The organism is Prosthecomicrobium pneumaticum, from assembly GCF_014199915.1.
GTDB lineage: Bacteria > Pseudomonadota > Alphaproteobacteria > Rhizobiales > Kaistiaceae > Prosthecomicrobium > Prosthecomicrobium pneumaticum.
This window is the reverse complement of sequence record NZ_JACHOO010000003.1, coordinates 470349-489306: the sequence shown is the minus strand read 5'-3', so window position 1 is coordinate 489306 and position 18958 is coordinate 470349. Positions and strand designations below refer to the sequence as shown.

Sequence of the window (18958 nt, the reverse complement as noted above, 5' to 3'; positions counted from 1 at the left end):
CTTCTTAGAATTTTTCTAAAAAGGTGAGCCATGATCCCGGGCTTCGGCGGACGCCGCCGCTTCTCCGATCTCTCAGAGGCGGAGATCCTCGCGCTCGCCATCTCCTCCGAGGAGGACGACGGCCGGATCTATGCGAACTATGCCGAGCGGCTGCGCAAGGACTATCCGGCGAGCGCGGCGGTGTTCGACGCCATGGCCGCCGAGGAGGACGGCCATCGCCGCCGGCTGATCGACGCCTTCGAGCGGCGCTTCGGCAAGGTCATCCCGCTCGTCCGCCGCGAGCACGTCGCCGGCTATTATTCGCGCCGGCCGGTCTGGCTGATCGAGAATCTCGGCCTCGAGCGGATCCGCGCCGAGGCGGAGCGGATGGAGGATGAAGCCGCCGCCTTCTATACCCGCGCCGCGCAGGCGAGCACCGACCCCGATACACGGCGCCTGCTCGGTGATCTCGCCGCGGCCGAACGCGGCCACGAGCAGCGCGCCAAGGACCTCGAGGCGCAGGCGCTCGGCGGCGCGGCGGGCGAGACCGAGAACGAGAAGGCGCGCCGGCAATTCGTGCTGACATGGGTGCAGCCGGGCCTCGCCGGGCTGATGGACGGCTCGGTGTCGACGCTCGCCCCGATCTTCGCCACCGCCTTCGCGACGCAGGACCCCGGCACCACCTTCCTCGTCGGCCTCGCCGCTTCGGTCGGCGCCGGCATCTCGATGGGCTTCACGGAAGCCGCGCACGACGACGGCGTGATCTCCGGCCGCGGCTCGCCGCTGAAGCGGGGCCTCGCCTCGGGCATCATGACGGCGGTCGGCGGCCTCGGCCACGCCCTGCCCTATCTGATCCCGCATTTCTGGACGGCGACAGCGATCGCCGGCCTCGTCGTCTTCGTCGAACTGTGGGCGATCGCCTGGATCCAGAACCGCTTCATGGAGACGCCGTTCGCCCGGGCGGTGTTCCAGGTGGTGCTCGGCGGGGCGCTGGTGCTCGCCGCCGGCATCGCGATCGGCGGAAGCTGACCGCCTCGGGTGGCGGACGCGCATCGGCGACGCTAGATTGAGGCATCAGACGATCGACGAGGTGGCGACGGTGTCCTTTCTGAAGAGACTGTTCGGTGGCGGTGGCGGCGGGGCGGCGAAACAGGCCGCGGCGGTCGAATACAAGGGTTTCAGCATCCGCCCCGACCCCTTCCCTTCGGGCAACCAGTTCCAGACCGCCGGCGTGATCGAGAAGGAGATCGGCGGCGAGCCGAAGGTGCACCGCTTCATCCGCGCCGACCGCCACGGCACCCGCGAGGACGCCGAGAACTTCGCCATCGAGAAGGGAAAACAGATCATCGACGAGCAGGGCGACCGGCTGTTCGGCTGAGCCGCTCGGCTTGCGATTCGCCGGCCGCTCCACTACATCAATTGCGTTCGACGTTTTGCCTGGCTTGCCATGTCGTCGGCGTGCAGCCTCTGTCGCCGGCGGGACATACCCCAAGACTACGCGGAATTCGGATAGGGGCGCGTCTGATGGGCAGGCGCGCCGTCGCGCCTTGGGCGTATGATGGAGGCCGGAATGGCTGTCGGTACTGTGAAATTCTTCAATGGGCAGAAGGGCTACGGCTTCATTCAGCCCGACAATGGCGGACCGGACGTGTTCGTTCACATCTCGGCCGTCGAGCGTTCGGGCCTGCGCGGCCTCGCCGAGGGTCAGAAGGTGTCGTTCGACGTGGCGCCCGATCGCCGTACCGGCAAGTCGGCCGCGACCAACCTCGCCGCCGTCTGAGATCGCCGCATCGTTTCGAAGGCCCGGCGCTTGCGCCGGGCCTTTTCCATTGCTGTTCGAAGGAGACTGGACATGGCCAGAAAACCGACCGCCCGCGTCGAGAGCGTGCTCTTCAACGTGACCTATGAGGACGGCAGCCAGCGCTCCAACCGGCGGGTCCCGGGCAATATTCTCGGCGGCCTCGACGGCGACGAGCCGGCGCGCGCCTTCATCGAAGCCCAGGATCGGGAGATCGCCGAGAAGTCCGGCATGCCCCCGCTCGCCATCAAGGCGATCCGTCGCTCCGGCGGCCGCTGACGCTTTCGCTGGCCGGCGACGCCCGGCCGCGCTACCTAGGGCGCCATGCGCCGCCCCCTCGCCGCCCTCGCCCTCCTTCTCGCCCTCTGCGGCGGAGCGCCCGCCGGCAGCGAGCCGATCGCCCCCTACAAAGACCGGCTGTTCGCCTTTCCGGCCGTCCTCGCCGAGGATTTCGGCGGCGATCGCGTCGTCGTCGACTATGACGAGGCGCGCGACATCGATCGCCGCGACGAGGTGCCGGAGCGGCGGGTGCACTGGCGCTACGTCTCGACCGGGGTCAACCGCGCGCTCGCCCATTTCGACTATCGGGCCGGCGACCGCACGCTGCGTGCCGCACGGGTCGGCGACCCGCGCCGGCCGCCGGCCTTCGTCGTCATCTATCTGCACGGCCAGGGCGGCAGCCGGCTGCAGGGCATCGACGACTGGAGCTTCGGCGGCAATTTCAACCGCCTGAAGAATCTCGTCGCCCGCGCCGACGGGCTCTACCTCTCGCCGGACTTCAGCGATTTCGAGGCGGCCGGCGAAGCGGAGATCGAGGCGCTGATCGCCGAGGCGACCGCCCGTTCGCCCTCCGTACCGGTCATCCTCGCCTGCGGATCATGGGGCGGCCGCCTGTGCTGGCGGCTCGCCGCCGATCCGCAGGTTGCGCCCCGGCTCGGCGGGCTGCTGCTGCTCGGCTCCTTTCCGGAGCCCGATTTCCTGAAGAGCCCGGCCTTCCGCGCCCGGGTGCCCGTCTATCTCGGCCACGGCTCGCGCGACCGCGTCAGCGACTGGCGGGCGCAGGACCGCTTCTTCCAGGCGATCAAGGCGGCCGACCCGGACTATCCGGCGCGCTTCGTGCTCTTCGACAGTGGCAGCCACGGCACGCCGATCCGCATGACGGACTGGCGGCGCGAGCTGAACTGGATGCTCGGCCGGCGCTGAGCCGCGCGCCCGATCAGGTGGCGACGTCGGCGAGGAAGAGGACGAAGGCCCCCACGACGATCGCGATGACGAGGAAGATGCCGAACAGGACGAAGGAGATCCGCCGCGCGACCGCCGAGACGCCGGTGAGCCCGATGGCGCCGGCGATCAGCGAGATGACGAGGAAGATGAGCGCGTATTTGAGCATGGTCGAATGGGCCTCCAGCCGCACTCCAATGCCGGCATACGCGCAAGGTTGCCGGTAACGCCGCGTTAACCATACCTCCCCTGCGCGGCCCCGCGTCCGCCGCGCGCACGGGAACCAGCGCGATCCGGGATCGTTCCCTCGACGACGGACGATGGGGGACACGCGGAGGAAGGGTTCGATGCGAACCGGCACGATCGCGAATGGCGGCATCGTCTTCGGCATCTTCGCCGGCGCCGCGGCAGGCTTCATGATGGACGACATCGCGCTGGGCATCGCCGCCGGCGTGACGCTCGGCGCCACTCTTGCGGGTGCCTTCATCGGCCTGCGCGGCGGCTGACGGGCTCGCTCAGGACGGGCCGCGGCGCTCCAGCGCCTCGAGCCGCGCGAGGATCGCGGCGAGTTCGCCCTCGCGGATGCGATCGAGCTTTTCGTGCAGGCTCATGATCTCGATCTCGGCCTTCAGGTTCACCTCGTAATCGTGCGACGCCGCGAAGCGATCGCGCGCCGCCTGCCGGTTCTGCGACATCATGATGATCGGCGCCTGCACCGCGGCGAGCAGCGACAGGAACAGATTGAGCAGGATGAAGGGATAGGGATCGAACGCGGCACCGACGCGGGCGAGGATCCAGACGTTCAGCACCACCCAGACGAGGATCACCGCGCCGAAGGTGATCAGGAAGCTCCACGAGCCGCCGATCGCCGCGATCCGGTCGGCGAGCCGCTCGCCGAAGCTGCGCGCCTCGCGCTCCTCGCGATGGACGTCCGAGGCGACATGCGTCACCCGCGCGATCCGGCGCACCACCGAGAGAACATCCTCGGGAGGCCGGCCTCCGCCGGCCCCCGTCATCCGCCGCGCGTAATCCGCGATCTTCTCGTCTTCCGTCATGCGATCGCGCCGCATCCATCACCCGCCGGCTCACACCCTGTCGGCGTTGATCGTATCACATTGCTGCGGGTCGCCGGACTGATAGCCGCGGCGGAACCAGGACCGGCGCTGCTCCGAGGTGCCGTGGTTGAAGGTTTCGGGCACGACATAGCCCTGCATGCGCTTCTGGATCGCGTCGTCGCCGATCTGCGTCGCGGCGTTGAGCGCCTCGTCGATGTCGCCCGCCTCGACGAAGCCCTGCTGCTCCGTGTCGTGCGCCCAGATGCCGGCATAGCAGTCGGCCTGCAGTTCGACGCGGACGGAATAGGCGTTCGCCTCCGTCTCGCTCATCCGCTGGCGGGCCGCCTCGAAGCGCGGCAGGATGCCGGTCAGGTTCTGCACGTGGTGGCCGACCTCGTGCGCGAGCACATAGGCCTGCGCGAAATCGCCCGGCACCTCGAAGCGGCGGCGCAGCTCGTCATAGAAGGCGAGGTCGATATAGACCTTGCGGTCGACCGGACAATAGAAAGGACCCGTCGCCGCGCTCGCGAAGCCGCAGCCCGACTGCGTCTGGTTCTCGAACAGGACGAGGGTCGGCTTCTGGTAGGTCTCGCCGTTCGCCGCGAAGATGCGGCTCCAGACATCCTCGGTGTCGGCGAGCACGGTGGCGACGAACTGGCCCGCCTCGTCGCGCGGCGGCGCCGTCCGTCCGGCGACGTTCGGCCGCTCGATCGCCGAGCCGGCGGGGCCGCCGCCGCCATCCGACATCGAGCCGAGCAGCTGCAGCGGGTTGATGCCGGCCATCCACAGGATGCCGAGCACGATGACGAGGGTGACGATCGAGCCGCCGCCCATCCGCCCGCCGGAAGAACGGCCCATCGGGATGCGGAAGCCCCCGCCCCGCCCGCCGAAGCCGCCGGGCATGCGCATGCCTCCGCCGAAGCCGCCGCCGCGGCGGTCCTCGATATTGCTCGACTGACGTCTGCCACGCCATTCCATCGTGCGCTCTCCTTGCCCCACGGCCGGCCGGGAGGACCGCCCGGCCGGCTCTCTCCGGTCGAGACCGGAACGGAGCCGGCCGGCAGGGGTTCCAAGCCTCCGTCTTTTCCCCTATAAGGCCGCCTCAGCCTCGAAGCACCCAGTCTTCAGACGCCCGGGCGGGCCGCCGCGCCGGGCGCTTTCACGCGAGATGCCATGCCCAAAAGGACGGATATCCGCTCGATCCTGATCATCGGCGCCGGCCCGATCGTGATCGGACAGGCCTGCGAATTCGATTACTCCGGCACCCAGGCCTGCAAGGCCCTCAAGGACGAGGGCTATCGCATCATCCTCGTCAATTCGAATCCGGCGACGATCATGACGGATCCGGATCTCGCCGACGCGACCTATATCGAGCCGATCACGCCCGAGATCGTCGCGAAGATCGTCGAGAAGGAGCGCCCCGACGCGCTCTTGCCCACCATGGGCGGCCAGACCGCGCTCAACTGCGCGCTGTCGCTGAAGAAGATGGGCGTGCTCGACAAGTTCGGCGTCGAGATGATCGGCGCGACCGCGGAAGCGATCGACAAGGCCGAGGACCGCCAGCTCTTCCGCGACGCGATGACCAAGATCGGGCTCGAGACGCCCCGCTCGCGGCAGATCAAGACCCTGCCGCAGGCGCTCGAGGCGCTCGAGATCGTCGGCCTGCCGGCGATCATCCGGCCCTCCTTCACGCTCGGCGGCACCGGCGGCGGCATCGCCTACAATCGCGAGGAGTTCATCGAGATCGTCGAGCGGGGCATCGACGCCTCGCCGACCAACGAGGTGCTGATCGAGGAATCGGTGCTCGGCTGGAAGGAGTTCGAGATGGAGGTGGTCCGCGACAGGGCGGACAACTGCATCATCGTGTGCTCGATCGAGAACATCGATCCGATGGGCGTCCATACCGGCGATTCGATCACCGTCGCCCCGGCGCTGACGCTCACCGACAAGGAATACCAGATCATGCGCGACGCCTCGCTGGCGGTGCTGCGCGAGATCGGGGTGGAGACCGGCGGCTCGAACGTCCAGTTCGCGATCGACCCGGCGACCGGCCGGATGATCGTCATCGAGATGAATCCGCGCGTGTCGCGCTCCTCGGCGCTCGCCTCGAAGGCGACCGGCTTCCCGATCGCCAAGATCGCGGCGAAGCTCGCCGTCGGCTACACGCTCGACGAGCTCGAGAACGACATCACCGGCGGTGCGACGCCGGCCTCCTTCGAGCCGACGATCGACTATGTCGTGACGAAGATCCCGCGCTTCGCCTTCGAGAAATTCCCCGGTGCGTCGCCGGTGCTGACCACCTCGATGAAGTCGGTCGGCGAGGTGATGGCGATCGGCCGGACCTTCGCCGAATCGCTGCAGAAGGCGCTGCGCGGCCTCGAGACCGGGCTGTCGGGCCTCGACGAGGTCGAGATCCCCGGCCTCGGCCATGGCGACGACAAGAACGCGATCCGCGCCGCGCTGGGCACGCCGACGCCGAGCCGGCTGCTCAACGTCGCGCAGGCGCTGCGCCTCGGCGTGCCGGCCGAGCAGGTGCACGAGAGCTGCAAGATCGACCCCTGGTTCCTCGAGCAGATCGCGGCGATCGTCTCGGCCGAGCTGAAGGTGCGCACCCACGGCCTGCCGAAGAACGCCGGTGCGCTCCGGCGGCTGAAGGCGATGGGCTTCTCCGACCAGCGGCTCGCCGCGCTCGCCGGCACGACCGAGGACGCGGTCGCTGCGCTGCGGCGCTCGCTCGACGTGCACCCGGTCTACAAGCGCATCGACACCTGCGCGGCCGAGTTCGCCGCGCCGACCGCCTATATGTATTCGACCTATGAGACGCCGTTCGCCGGCGCGCTCGCCGACGAGGCGCGGCCCTCCGACCGCAGGAAGGTGGTGATCCTCGGCGGCGGACCGAACCGCATCGGCCAGGGCATCGAGTTCGACTATTGCTGCTGCCACGCCGCCTTCGCGCTCCGCGACGCGGGCTACGAGGCGATCATGGTCAACTGCAACCCGGAGACCGTGTCGACCGATTACGACACCTCGGACCGGCTCTATTTCGAGCCGCTCACCGCCGAGGACGTGCTCGAGATCATCCGCACCGAGAAGCAGAACGGCACGCTGCACGGCGTGATCGTCCAGCTGGGCGGCCAGACGCCGCTGAAGCTCGCGGCGGCGCTCGAGGAGGCGGACGTGCCGATCCTCGGCACCTCGCCGGACGCGATCGACCTCGCCGAGGACCGCGACCGGTTCCAGAAGCTGCTCACCAAGCTCGGCCTGCGCCAGCCGAAGAACGGCATCGCCTATTCGGTCGAGCAGGCGCGGCTGGTCGTCGCCGAGCTCGGCTATCCGCTCGTCGTGCGGCCCTCCTATGTGCTCGGCGGCCGGGCGATGCAGGTGATCCGCGAGGAGGAGCAGCTCTCGAACTACCTGCTCGGCACGCTGCCCGAACTCGTCCCCTCGGACGTCAAGGCGCGCTATCCGAACGACAAGACCGGCCAGATCAACACGCTGCTCGGCAAGAACCCGCTGCTCTTCGACCGCTATCTGTCGGATGCGATCGAGGTCGACGTCGACGCGCTCGCCGACGGCAGGGACGTGTTCGTCGCCGGCATCATGGAGCACATCGAGGAGGCCGGCATCCATTCCGGCGACAGCGCCTGCTCGCTGCCGCCGCACTCGCTCGCCCCTGCCCTGATCGCGGAACTCGAGCGGCAGACGCGTGAACTCGCGCTGGCGCTGAAGGTCGGCGGCCTGATGAACGTCCAGTATGCGATCAAGGACGGCGTCATCCATGTGCTCGAGGTCAATCCGCGCGCCTCGCGCACCGTGCCCTTCGTCGCGAAGACGATCGGCCTGCCGATCGCCAAGATCGCCGTGCGGATCATGGCGGGCGAGGCGCTCGCCGGTTTCGACCTCCCCACGACGCGGCGCGATCACATCGCGGTCAAGGAGGCGGTGTTCCCGTTCGCCCGCTTCCCCGGCGTCGACCCGCTGCTCGGGCCGGAGATGCGCTCGACCGGCGAGGTGATGGGCCTCGACCGCGACTATCCGGTCGCCTTCGCGAAGAGCCAGCTCGGCGCCGGCGGCGCGCTGCCGACGAGCGGCGTCGCCTTCTTCTCGATGCGCGACGACGACAAGCCGCGCATCGTCGAGGCGGTGCGCCGGCTGCAGCGGCTCGGCTTCCGGATCATCGCGACGAGCGGCACGCAGCGCTTCCTCGCCGCACAGGGCATCGAGGTCGCCAAGATCAACAAGGTGCTTGAAGGCCGGCCCCACATCGTCGATGCTATCAAGAACGGAGAGGTTCAGCTCGTCTTCAACACCACGGAAGGCGCACAGGCTCTCTCCGATTCCCGGTCGCTCCGGCGGGCCGCGCTCTTGCACAAGGTGCCGTATTACACGACCCTTGCAGGGGCGGTGGCCGCCTGCCTCGCCATCGAGGCGTATGCGACCGGCGTTCTTGAAGTCCGCCCGCTCCAGTCCTATTTCGCGGCGGCTTGAGGATCGGCGTGTCGGCGGTCGGGCAAAATCGCCCGCCGGACCGCCGATATGTGTCATTGCCGGCCCCCACGGGGGCCGAACGAGAGGACCGTTGGGATGGTCGAAAAGATCCCGATGACGGCATCGGGTCATCAGGCGCTTGAAGAGGAGCTGAAGCGGCTCACCTCGATCGAGCGCCCGCGTATCATCAACGCGATTTCGGAAGCGCGTGCGCATGGCGATCTCTCCGAGAACGCCGAATATCATGCCGCCAAGGAGCAGCAGAGCCTCAACGAGGGCCGCATCGCGGAACTCGAAGACAAGCTCGGCCGCGCCGAGATCATCGACGTCTCCAAACTGTCCGGTTCCAAGATCAAGTTCGGCGCCACCGTCAAGCTGATCGACGAGGATTCCGAGCAGGAAAAGACCTATCAGATCGTCGGCGACATGGAGGCCGACGTGAAGAGCGGCCGCATCTCGATCTCCTCGCCGATCGCCCGCGCCCTGATCGGCAAGGACATCGGCGACACGGTCGAGGTGGTGGCGCCGGGCGGCGCCCATTCCTACGAAGTGGTCGACGTCCGCTACGTATAAGAATGGGGTGGCGGAAAGCGCCCGCGCGACGTATCCAGCTCCCCGGATGCGTCGCGCGTACGAGGGGTGGTGACCGTGTCGATGGCGAAGGCCGATCTCTCCCGGATCGACGTCGTCGTGCCGAATCTCTCCGCGCGCTATTCGGGCGTCACCTCGACGATCATCGCGCTCGTGCCCGAGCACATGAAGCGGATCGCGATCGCCGCGGTCGGCAGGAACCTGCCGGAGCGGCTGCCGAATGTCAGCCTCGGCGCGGTGCTGCGCGGCGGTTTCCGGCCGCCGCGCGGCCGCCGCGCCCGCATCTGGCACGCCCGCCGCAACATCGAGATGCTGACCGGCCTCCTGCTCGCCCGCGTGCTGCGGCAGCCCTGGAAGCTCGTCTTCACGCGCGCCGGCCAGCGCTCGACCACCGCCTATACCCGCTTCCTCGCCCGTCGCATGGACGCCGTCGTCGCGACATCGCCCGAGGCCGCCGCGGTGATGCGGATGCCGGCGACGGTCGTCATGCACGGCGTCGATACCGACCGTTTCCACCCCGCCGCCGACCGCGCCGCGGCCTTCGCCGCGACGGGACTTCCCGGGCGCTACGGCATCGGCATTTTCGGCCGTGTCCGGCCGCAGAAGGGCACCGATCTCTTCGTCGAGGCGATGCTCCGCCTGCTGCCCGAGGCGCCCGACTGGACGGCGGTCGTGATCGGCCTCGTCCAGCCGGAGGATCGCGCCTTCACCGACAAGCTCGTGCGCAAGGTCGAGGAGGCGGGCCTCGCGACGCGCATCCGCTTCCTCGGCGAACAGCCGGTCGACACCATTCCGGGCTGGCAGCGGGCGCTGTCGATCCTCGTCGCGCCGCCGCGCCATGAAGGCTTCGGCCTGTTGCCGATCGAGGCGATGGCGAGCGGCACGCCGGTGGTGGCGAGCCGGGCGGGGGCGCACGAGGCCTGCATGATCGACGGCGAGACCGGCGTCCTCGTGCCGGCCGGCGACGGCGCGGCCCTCACCGCGGCGATCGGCCGGATGATGGCGCTCGCCCCGGCCGAGCGGGAGGCGATCGGCGCCGCCGGCCGGCGCCATGTCGAGGCGGGCTTCAGCATCGCCCGGGAGGCGGAGCGGCTCGAAGCGATCTATAAGAGGCTGCTCGAGAGCTGACGCGGCCGGGCGAGGCCGCAGCCGAGAGCCGTGAGAGAGGAGACCGATCGATGGTCGAGCCTTTGGTCGAGATCGATGCGAGCCGCCCCTTCGAGGGCGCGCCGGATGCGCTGACGGCGCAGCTCGAAGCCGGCAAGGTGATCGTGTTCCACGGCCGCCCGTTCGCGCTCGGCGAATTCGAGAAGCGCTTCGTCGAGCGGCCCTTTTCCGACGGCAAGAGCAAGAACGTCTCGATCCGCGGCGACGCGGCGGAACTGCGCGGTGCCGCCGGCACGCCGGAGGAGCTCGCCGCGCTGCAGGCGATGCTCGTGCGCTACAAGGGCTTCGCGACCGAACTGATCGCCCGCTATTTCCCGGCCTATGCCGGCGTTGCGAGCCTCGCCGGCACGTCCTACCGACCCTTCGACGTCGATGTGCGCAAGCTCTCCTGGCGGCGCGACGACACCCGGCTGCACGTCGACGCCTTCCCGTCCAACCCGATCGGGGGGAAGCGGATCCTGCGCGTCTTCACCAACATCAACGCCACCGGCCAGCCGCGCATCTGGCGCGTCGGCGAGCCCTTCGAGGCGATGGCGAGCCGCTTCCTGCCCAAGGTGCCGGCCTATTCGGGGCTGAAGGCGAGCCTGCTCTCGGCGCTCGGCATCACCAAGGCGAGGCGCAGCGAATACGACCACATCATGCTCCACCTGCACGACCTCCTGAAGAGCGACGAGCGCTATCAACAGGACGCGCCGCAGGCGACGGTCGCCTTCGAGCCGGGCACGGTGTGGGTGACCTTCAGCGACCTCGTGCTGCACGCCGCGATGGGCGGCCGCTACATGCTCGAGCAGACCGCCTATCTGCCGCACCAGAAGCAGGCGGACGTCGCGAAGAGCCCGCAGGCGATCCTCGGCCGCCTGGTCGGCCACGCGGTGGTGTGACCGACCCCCCTTGCCTGTTCCTTCGAACAGCCCGCTCCACCCGTCATGCCGGCCTCGTGCCGGCATCCATAATCGTGCCGGCCGGTGTCCGGGCGCGGTCCTCGCCACCCGGTGCTTCCGGCGCAGGCGGAGACCCGTGCGACAGCGGGCGGTGCGGGCCTGGCACGGTTTCCCCGCTTGTGAGGGCAGGGCCAGGGTGGGGGCGGCCGGGAGCAGGGTTCGGGTGGCCCGGCGTCACGAGTATGGACCCCGGCACGGAGGCCGGGGTGACGGATGCTGTGGCGTGGCGGGCCTTCGGCTTCAGCGTATTCACCCCCCACCCCGACCCTCCCCCACAAGGGGGGAGGGAGGCTGCCGCTCCGGACCCGTCCGGCCGCTCTGGGGCCCTCCTGCCGGCTCCTCTGAACAGCCCCTCAACCCGTCATGCCGGCGGAACAGCCCCCTCCACCCGTCATGCCGGCCTCCGTGCCGGCATCCATAATCGTGCGGGTGCGGGCTCCGGGCGCGGTCCTTCCCGGCCGTCCTTCCCGCGAAAGCGGGAACCCATGAAACAGCGGCCGGCCCTGCGTGACGAATCCTCGCCTTCGCGAGGATGACGGCACGCGGGGCGGCGGCGCTTTGGGGGGCGGCGCTTTGGGGTGACGGCGCGGGGTGACGGCGCGCGGGCGGCCCCGCGGCACGAGCATGGACCCCGGCACGGAGGCCGGGTTGACGGGTGCTCTTGAAGAGGCAGGCCGATCGGAAGAGCGGCGGGACGAGCCCGGAGCGCCGTTCAGGCGATCGGCACCACCGGTTCGTCCTTGACGCGGCGGATGGCGAGGGCGGTCTTGACGCTGCCGACATTGGGGGCCGCCGTCAGTTCCTCGATGACGAAGGTCTGGAAGGCGCGCAGCGACGGGGCGACGCATTTGAGCACGAAATCGATCTCGCCCGACATCATGTGGCACTCGCGCACCAGTGGCCATTCGCGCACCTTCGCCTCGAAGGCGACGAGGTCCGCCTCCGCCTGGCTGGTCAGCCCGATCATCGCGAAGACCGTCACGTCGTAGCCGAGCGCCTTCTCGTCGACGAGGGCGCGATAGCCCCGGATGATTCCCGCTTCCTCGAGGGCGCGCACCCGGCGCAGGCAGGGCGGCGCCGAGATGCCGACCCGGCGCGCCAGCTCGACATTGGTCATGCGGCCATCGGCCTGCAATTCCCTGAGGATTTTCCAGTCGATCGCGTCGAGGGCGGCTTTCAAGGGCGGTGCTCTGCGGCTATGGCAATGAGGGGTGGCGGACACGATATGCGAGAGGTCGGGCACGCGCGGGCGATTCTGTCAGATCATGTCGCGTTTGTGAAATGATCGTGCGTGACGGGCCTGTGGATGGCGCTCTCTCCTTGTCCGCGCCATATTCGGCGGGGAGAAGCCGGGAGCGCGAGGGGCGACACCGGAAGGAGCGGGGACCAGGCATGCACGCGAAACTGCTGATCGTCGGATCGGGGCCGGCCGGCTACACCGCGGCGATCTACGCCGCCCGCGCCATGCTCGAACCGGTCATGATCTCCGGCATCCAGGTCGGCGGCCAGCTGACCATCACCACCGATGTCGAGAACTATCCGGGCTTCGCCGACGTCATCCAGGGTCCCTGGCTGATGGAGCAGATGCGGCTGCAGGCCGAGCATGTCGGCACGAAGATGGTCACCGACACCATCGTCTCGGCCGACCTGTCGCGCCGGCCCTTCGTGCTGACGGGCGATTCCGGCACGGTCTACACCGCCGACGCGCTCGTCATCGCGACGGGCGCGCAGGCGAAATGGCTCGGCCTCGAAAGCGAGCAGCGCTTCAAGGGGTTCGGCGTCTCGGCCTGCGCGACCTGCGACGGGTTCTTCTACCGCGACAAGGAGGTCGTGGTGGTCGGCGGCGGCAACACCGCGGTCGAGGAGGCGCTCTACCTCACCCATTTCGCCTCCAGGGTGACGGTCGTGCACAGGCGCGACCATTTCCGCGCCGAGCGCATCCTGCAGAACCGGCTGTTCGCGCATCCGAAAGTCGAGGTGGTCTGGAACACCGCGGTCGACGAAGTGCTCGGCAAGGCGGGCTTCCCGCCCTCGGTGACGGGCGTGCGGCTGCGCAATGTCGAGACGGGCGCGGTCTCGGAGCGGACGGTCGACGGCGTGTTCATCGCCATCGGCCACGCACCCGCGGTCGAGATCGTCCGCGGCCAGCTCGATCTGAAGCCGTCCGGCTATATCTGGACGGCGCCGGATTCGACCGCGACCAGCGTGCCGGGCGTGTTCGCGGCCGGCGATGTGACGGACGAGACCTATCGCCAGGCGGTCACCGCCGCCGGCATGGGCTGCATGGCGGCGCTCGAGGCCGAGCGCTTCCTCGCGGCCAGCACGCAGGAAACGGCGCTCGCCGCCGAATAGACGACGCACAAAGGGACGGAGCGGTCGCGGCGGGGGGCCGCGACGAGGTACGGGGACCCATGGACTGGGACAAGCTCAGGATCTTCCATGCCGCGGCGCAGGCGGGATCCTTCACACATGCCGGCGAAGTGCTGAACATGAGCCAGTCGGCGGTGAGCCGGCAGGTCGGCGCGCTCGAGCAGGAACTCGGCGTGCCGCTGTTCCATCGCCATGCGCGCGGGCTGATCCTCTCCGAACAGGGCGAGATGCTGTTCCGGGCCTCGCAGGACGTGCTCGACAAGCTCGAGAGCGTGCGCACCCGGCTGACCGACAGCCGCGAGAAGCCGACCGGCACGCTGCGCATCACCACCACGGTGGCGCTCGGCTCGACCTGGCTGACCCAGCGCATCAAGGAATTCACCGACCTGCATCCGGAGGTGAACCTGCACCTGATCCTCGAGGACCAGGAGCTCGACCTCTCGATGCGGCAGGCGGACGTGGCGATCCGGCTGCGCCAGCCGGTGCAGCCGGACCTGATCCAGCGCCGGCTGTTCACCGTGCACTATCATGTCTATGCGGCGAAGGCCTATCTCGACCGGTTCGGCGCGCCGACCTCGATCGACGATCTCGACCGCCACCGCATCGTCACCTTCGGCCAGCCGGTGCCGGTCAACATCCGCGACGTCAACTGGCTCGAGGTCGCCGGGCGCTCGACCGACAATCCGCGCGAGCCGATCGTCCGCATCAACAACATCTATGCGATCAAATCGGCGGTCGAGCGCGGCACGGGCATCGCCATCCTGCCCGATTACATGATCGAGACCGACACGCCGCTCGTGAAGCTGCTGCCGGAGGCGCAGGTGCCGAGCTTCGCCACCTATTTCGTCTATCCGGCGGAACTGAAGAACTCCGCCCGCGTCACCGCCTTCCGCGACTTCATGCTCGCCAAGGCGCAGAACTGGCAGTTCTGACGGGGCCAAGGGCCGCGCGCCGCACGGGCCCCGGCCGGGCGCCCTCCCCGCTCAGACGAAGACCGGGTGGGCGCTGACGCCCGCCTCGCCGAAGATGCGGCGGTAGCGGGCGATCTCGTCGGCGGGGCCGGTCGCCTTTTCCGGATTGTCGGAGAGCTTGACCGCCGGCCGGCCGTTCGCCGAGACCACCTTGCAGACGAGCGAGATGGTCCGCAGCATCTCGTTGCGGTCGTCCGGCGCGCAATCCTCGAAGTCGTTGGTGAGCGTCGTGCCCCAGCCGATCGACAGCTCGACCCGGCCGCGCAGCGCCCGGACGCTCTCCTCGATCGTGTCGATGTCCATGCCGTCGGACAGCACGATCAGCTTGTCGCGCGGGTTCTGGCCGCGCGCCCGCCACCAGGCGATGATCTCCTCGGAGGCTTCGATCGGCGGCTTCGAATCCGGCCGGAAGCCGCGCCAGCGCGCCGACCAGTCCGGCGCGTTCCTGAGGAAGGCGGTGGTGCCGTAGGTGTCGGGCAGCACGACGAGCAGATTGCCGTAATACATCTGCGACCAGTCCTCGAGCACCCGGTAGGGCGCGCGGGCGAGCGCCTCGTCCGATTCGGCGAGCGCGGCATAGACCATCGGCAGTTCGTGCGCATTGGTGCCGATCGCCTCGAGGCCGGCATCCATGGCGAGCTTGACGTTCGAGGTGCCGGTGAAGGAATCGCCGAGCCCCTCCTGCATCGCCTCGACGCACCATTTCTGCCACAGGAAGCCGTGCCGGCGCCGCGTGCCGAACTCGGCGATCTTGAGCGGACCCTCCTCGCGCAGACGGCGCAGCCGCTCGACCTTGTGCCACAGCTTCGCCTTCGCCCGGGCATAGAGCACATCGAGCTCGAACCGGCTCATGCCGCGCATCGCGGCGCGGGCGCGCAGTTCGTTGACGATCGCGAGCGCCGGCACCTCCCACATCGTCGTCTCGCACCATTTGCCCTCGAAATGCAGCTCGTACTGGCCGTCCGCGGTGCGGTGCAGCTCGTAATCGGGCAGCCGGAAATTGGCGAGCCATTCGAGGAAGTCGGGCTTGAAGATCTGCTTGACGCCATAGAACGTGTTGCCGGCGAGCCAGATCAGCTCGTTCTTCTGAAAGCGCAGCGTGCGGGCGTGGTCGAGCTGGTCGCGCAGTTCGCGCTCGTCGATGATCTCGCCGAGGCGCACCGATTTGGTCCGGTTGATCATGCCGAAGGTGGCGTTCACCTCCGGCGCGACGGAGCGGATCAGCTGCAGCATCAGGAATTTGTAGAAATCGGTGTCGAGCAGCGTGCGGACGATCGGGTCGATCCGGAAGCCGTGATTGTAGACGCGCGTGGCGATGTCGGTGATGACCGCCATGATCTTATGGCCTCCCTTGATCGTCCCGAGCTTTAGGGCATGGCGCGCGGCCCCGGCAAGCGGAAGCGGTCAGCGCAGGCCCTCGACGAAGCGCTCGCTCGGCCAGCATGTGGCCGGCCGGCCGGCCCTCTCCTCGGCGAGGCCGATGGCGATGCGCGTCTTGTAGCCGACGAGGCCGTCCGCCCCGCCGACATCGTGGCCTTGCGCCTCCAGCCGCTGCTGCATCCCCCGCACCGCGGCGCGGGTGAGATGCGGCGGCGTCGCCCACGGGGTGCGGAAGCCGCCGTCGCGCCCGGCGATCCGGTCGGCGAGATGGCCGATGAAGAGCGCGTAGAGATCGCTCTCATTATAGCGCTTCAGGACGTAGAAATTCTCCGAGACGAGGAAGCGCGGCCCGGTCGTGCCGGCCGGGCCGAGCAGATGCGCGGTGGCGCCCGGCTCGTCGGGACGGAGCGCGCCGCCGCCGGCGAGGCCGATCCCCATGCCGCGCCAGTCGGCCGGCTTCATGCCGGTCTCCGGCCCTTCGAGCGTGCAGGAGACGGTTGCCGGCACGGCGACCTCGACGCCCCAGCGGGCGCCGCGCACCCAGCCGTGACCGGCGAGATAATGGGCGATCGAGGCGAGGCTGTCGGGCACCGAGCGCCAGATGTCGCGCCGGCCGTCGCCGTCGAAATCGACGGCGTGGGTGAGGTATTTCGAGGGCAGGAATTGCGGCTGGCCCATCGCGCCGGCCCAGGAGCCGCGCAGCTCCTCGAGCGGCACGTGGTCCTCCTCGAGGATGCGCAGCGCCGCGAGGAGTTCCGGGTAGAAGCTCCCCTTGCGGGCGCCCATGAAGGCCTCGGTGGCAAGGGCGCGAATGAGCGGCTCCGGCATCTTCGCCGTGCCGAAGCCCGATTCGCGGCCCCAGACGGCGACGACGATCTCGGCCGGCACGCCATAGCGCTTCTCGATCGCGGCGAGGGTCTTCTTCCACGCCGCGCGCTTCGTCCGGCCGATCGCGGCGAGCCGGGCGAGCTTCGCCTCGTCGAAATAACGCGCCGGATCGGAGAACTCCGCCTGGCGCTGCGGCGCCTCGGCCGGCTTCGCGCCCGGCGGTGCGAGATCGGGCAGGTCCCAATCGAGCGTCAGCCCGGCAAAGGCGGCGGCGAGCGTCGCCGCCGAGATGCCGGCGGCCCGCGCATCGGCCGTCACCGGCCCGGCGAGCCAGCGCGCGAAGGCGCGCTCCGTCTCGGCGCGCGACTGCGCCGCCGCGGGGAGCGCGAAGAGGAGCGAGACGGCGAGGAGGATGAGGCGGATCACGCGGCGTTCCTGTGCAGGGGCGGGAGGGACTGTGCGGAAGCGGGAGCGGGCACGCAAGCCCGCGCCGGAAAACGCCGCGCGGCGCGCGCCACCGGGTCTATAGTCGAAGCGAGGCAGCGAGGTGGCGGCATGACCGGGATCGACGAGAGCGGGACGGACGCGATCCGCGCCGGCGGGACCGATGCGCGCGCGGCGGCCCCGGGGGATGCCGGCACGACGCGGCCGGGCGCCGGCTTCGTGCTCCTCGCCACCATCCTCGCCTCGGGCATGGCCTTCATGGACGGCTCGATCATGACGATCGCCCTGCCGTTCCTGCGCGACCAGCTCGGCGCCTCGCTCGGCGAGGCGCAATGGGCGGCGAACGGCTATACGCTCACACTCGCCGCCTTCACCCTGATCGGCGGGGCGGCCGGCGACGCCTACGGGCTGCGCCGGGTGTTCCTCCTCGGCATCGCCCTGTTCGGCATCGCCTCGGCGGCCTGCGGCCTCGCCTGGTCGCCCGGCAGCCTGATCCTCGCCCGCGCCGTGCAGGGGATCGGCGCCGCGCTGATGGTTCCGGGCTCGCTCGCCCTCATCGCCGCCCACTATCCGCCCGAGCGGCGCGGCGCGGCGATCGGCACCTGGGCGGCGGCGGCCTCGATCGCGCCGGCGCTCGGGCCGGTCGTCGGCGGGGCGCTCGCCGACCTCGCCTCCTGGCGCTTCCTGTTCCTGATCAACGTCCCCTTCGCGCTCGCCGCCTTCTGGCTCACCGCGTCGAAGGTGGCGGCCGACCGGCGCCACGCCGCGGCCACGATGGACTATTGGGGCGGCCTCCTCGCCGTGCTCGGGCTCGGCCTCGTCGCCTACGGGCTGACGGCGCTCGGCGCGCCCGACCGGCCCTTCGGCGCGCCGCTGCTCCTCGGCATCGCGCTCGCCGGGGCGGCGGTGCTCGGCCTCTTCCTCCTCTGGGAGGCGCGCACCGCCCAGCCGATGATGCCGCTCGCGCTCTTTGCCGACCGCACCTTTGCCGGCGTCAACGGGCTGACGCTGCTCCTCTATTTCGCGCTCTCCGGCGCCTTCTTCTTCCTCCCGACGGCGCTGATCGCCGGGCACGGCTATCCGGCCGCGCTCGCCGGCTCGGTGTTCCTGCCCTTCGTGGTCGTGATGGGCGTGCTGTCGCGCTTCGGCGGCCAGATGGCCGACCGCTTCGGCGTCCGGCCGCTGCTCTCGCTCGGGCCGGTGCTGACCGGCCTTTCCTTCCTCGCGCTCGGCCCGGCGGTGGCGCAGGGCGGCTTCTGGCTCGCCATGCTGCCGGTCATGCTGCTGATGGGGCTCGGCATGGGGATCACGGTCGCGCCGCTGTCGACCGCGGTGATGAACGCCGCGCCGGCCGAGCGCGGCGGCGCCGCATCGGGCATCAACAATGCGGTTGCCCGCGTCGCCGGCCTGCTCGCCGTTGCGAGCCTCGGCATCGCGGTCGGGATGGGGTTCTCGCTGGCGCTGTCGGGGGAGACCGGAACGGCGGCGGCGACCGTCGCGGCGGCCGGCTTCGGTGGGCTCGGCGCGGCGGAGGCCGCCGGACCGGAGGCGACGGCCCTCGCCGCCCGCGCCCACATCATGGGCTTCGCCGCCGCGGCGACGATCTGCGGCGTGCTCGCCATCCTCGCCGGCGTGATCGGCTGGCTCACGACGCCGGGCCGCGAGGACCCGGCATCCGGTGCGGGGGAGAAGGCGTCGCCCCCTCCCGCCGCGGGCTGAGGCGGA

At 69.8% G+C, this 18958-nt stretch carries 19 protein-coding genes; 13 read left to right on the top strand and 6 right to left on the bottom strand.

Translation table 11 applies throughout. From position 1 onward, the window contains the following. Positions 1-30: 30 nt before the first annotated feature. The 5 genes from mbfA to GGQ63_RS09405 all read left to right on the top strand — a co-directional run bounded on the left by mbfA (position 31) and on the right by GGQ63_RS09405 (position 2980). Positions 31-1008 (top strand): iron exporter MbfA, encoded by a 978-nt coding sequence (mbfA, locus tag GGQ63_RS09425; protein WP_183855012.1) that lies wholly within the window; start codon positions 31-33, stop codon positions 1006-1008. Between the two features lie 37 nt (positions 1009-1045). After that, entirely contained in the window at positions 1046-1357 is a 312-nt protein-coding gene (locus GGQ63_RS09420) for an HlyU family transcriptional regulator (protein ID WP_246429695.1), read from the top strand. Between the two features lie 192 nt (positions 1358-1549). Next, complete coding sequence (locus tag GGQ63_RS09415; RefSeq protein ID WP_183855011.1) at positions 1550-1759, top strand: cold-shock protein; 210 nt, start codon at positions 1550-1552, stop codon at positions 1757-1759. Between the two features lie 72 nt (positions 1760-1831). Beyond that, entirely contained in the window at positions 1832-2056 is a 225-nt protein-coding gene (locus GGQ63_RS09410; protein WP_183855009.1) for a hypothetical protein, read from the top strand. 45 nt (positions 2057-2101) lie between these two features. Beyond that, entirely contained in the window at positions 2102-2980 is an 879-nt protein-coding gene (locus GGQ63_RS09405; RefSeq protein WP_183855007.1) for an alpha/beta fold hydrolase domain-containing protein, read from the top strand. Between the two features lie 13 nt (positions 2981-2993). Here GGQ63_RS09405 and GGQ63_RS09400 read toward each other — a convergent pair whose 3' ends face one another. Beyond that, positions 2994-3167, bottom strand: coding sequence for a DUF1328 domain-containing protein (locus GGQ63_RS09400; protein ID WP_183855424.1), 174 nt, complete (start codon positions 3165-3167; stop codon positions 2994-2996). A 178-nt stretch (positions 3168-3345) separates the two neighbouring features. Here GGQ63_RS09400 and GGQ63_RS09395 point away from each other — a divergent pair, with 178 nt between their 5' ends. Then, positions 3346-3504 carry a hypothetical protein gene (locus tag GGQ63_RS09395; protein ID WP_183855005.1) on the top strand — a complete coding sequence of 53 codons (159 nt, stop codon included), beginning with the start codon at positions 3346-3348 and terminating at the stop codon, positions 3502-3504. A gap of 9 nt (positions 3505-3513) precedes the next feature. Here GGQ63_RS09395 and GGQ63_RS09390 read toward each other — a convergent pair whose 3' ends face one another. Both GGQ63_RS09390 and ypfJ read right to left on the bottom strand, forming a co-directional pair. Further along, positions 3514-4053 carry a DUF1003 domain-containing protein gene (locus GGQ63_RS09390; RefSeq protein ID WP_183855003.1) on the bottom strand — a complete coding sequence of 180 codons (540 nt, stop codon included), beginning with the start codon at positions 4051-4053 and terminating at the stop codon, positions 3514-3516. A gap of 30 nt (positions 4054-4083) precedes the next feature. Continuing rightward, a complete protein-coding gene (gene ypfJ, locus GGQ63_RS09385; RefSeq protein ID WP_183855001.1) occupies positions 4084-5031 on the bottom strand; it encodes a KPN_02809 family neutral zinc metallopeptidase in 948 nt (315 codons plus the stop codon). A gap of 195 nt (positions 5032-5226) precedes the next feature. Between ypfJ and carB the strand changes: the two genes are divergently transcribed. The 4 genes from carB (at position 5227) to kdoO (ending at position 11180) form a co-directional block, all read left to right on the top strand. After that, on the top strand, positions 5227-8541 hold the full coding sequence (gene carB, locus GGQ63_RS09380; protein ID WP_183854998.1) for a carbamoyl-phosphate synthase large subunit: 3315 nt from the start codon (positions 5227-5229) through the stop codon (positions 8539-8541). Positions 8542-8637: 96 nt separating this feature from the next. Then, entirely contained in the window at positions 8638-9114 is a 477-nt protein-coding gene (gene greA, locus GGQ63_RS09375; protein WP_183854996.1) for a transcription elongation factor GreA, read from the top strand. An 81-nt stretch (positions 9115-9195) separates the two neighbouring features. After that, on the top strand, positions 9196-10260 hold the full coding sequence (locus tag GGQ63_RS09370) for a glycosyltransferase family 4 protein (RefSeq protein WP_183855422.1): 1065 nt from the start codon (positions 9196-9198) through the stop codon (positions 10258-10260). A gap of 50 nt (positions 10261-10310) precedes the next feature. Further along, entirely contained in the window at positions 10311-11180 is an 870-nt protein-coding gene (gene kdoO / locus GGQ63_RS09365) for a Kdo hydroxylase KdoO (RefSeq protein ID WP_183854994.1), read from the top strand. Between the two features lie 772 nt (positions 11181-11952). Here the strand turns inward: kdoO and GGQ63_RS09360 are convergent. Next, a complete protein-coding gene (locus GGQ63_RS09360) occupies positions 11953-12420 on the bottom strand; it encodes an Lrp/AsnC family transcriptional regulator (RefSeq protein WP_183854991.1) in 468 nt (155 codons plus the stop codon). Positions 12421-12632: 212 nt separating this feature from the next. On the opposite strand from GGQ63_RS09360, the gene trxB reads away from it, so the two are divergent. Together trxB and GGQ63_RS09350 are read left to right on the top strand one after the other, a co-directional pair. Continuing rightward, complete coding sequence (gene trxB / locus GGQ63_RS09355; protein WP_183854989.1) at positions 12633-13592, top strand: thioredoxin-disulfide reductase; 960 nt, start codon at positions 12633-12635, stop codon at positions 13590-13592. A gap of 59 nt (positions 13593-13651) precedes the next feature. After that, positions 13652-14542: a LysR family transcriptional regulator gene (locus GGQ63_RS09350; RefSeq protein WP_183854987.1), complete on the top strand. Its 891-nt coding sequence runs from the start codon at positions 13652-13654 to the stop codon at positions 14540-14542. Positions 14543-14593: 51 nt separating this feature from the next. Here GGQ63_RS09350 and GGQ63_RS09345 read toward each other — a convergent pair whose 3' ends face one another. Both GGQ63_RS09345 and GGQ63_RS09340 read right to left on the bottom strand, forming a co-directional pair. Further along, positions 14594-15916: a nicotinate phosphoribosyltransferase gene (locus tag GGQ63_RS09345; protein ID WP_183854985.1), complete on the bottom strand. Its 1323-nt coding sequence runs from the start codon at positions 15914-15916 to the stop codon at positions 14594-14596. Between the two features lie 69 nt (positions 15917-15985). Continuing rightward, on the bottom strand, positions 15986-17215 hold the full coding sequence (locus tag GGQ63_RS09340) for a lytic murein transglycosylase (protein ID WP_183854983.1): 1230 nt from the start codon (positions 17213-17215) through the stop codon (positions 15986-15988). 129 nt (positions 17216-17344) lie between these two features. Between GGQ63_RS09340 and GGQ63_RS09335 the strand changes: the two genes are divergently transcribed. Further along, positions 17345-18952: a DHA2 family efflux MFS transporter permease subunit gene (locus tag GGQ63_RS09335; protein ID WP_183854981.1), complete on the top strand. Its 1608-nt coding sequence runs from the start codon at positions 17345-17347 to the stop codon at positions 18950-18952. Positions 18953-18958 lie beyond the last annotated feature (6 nt).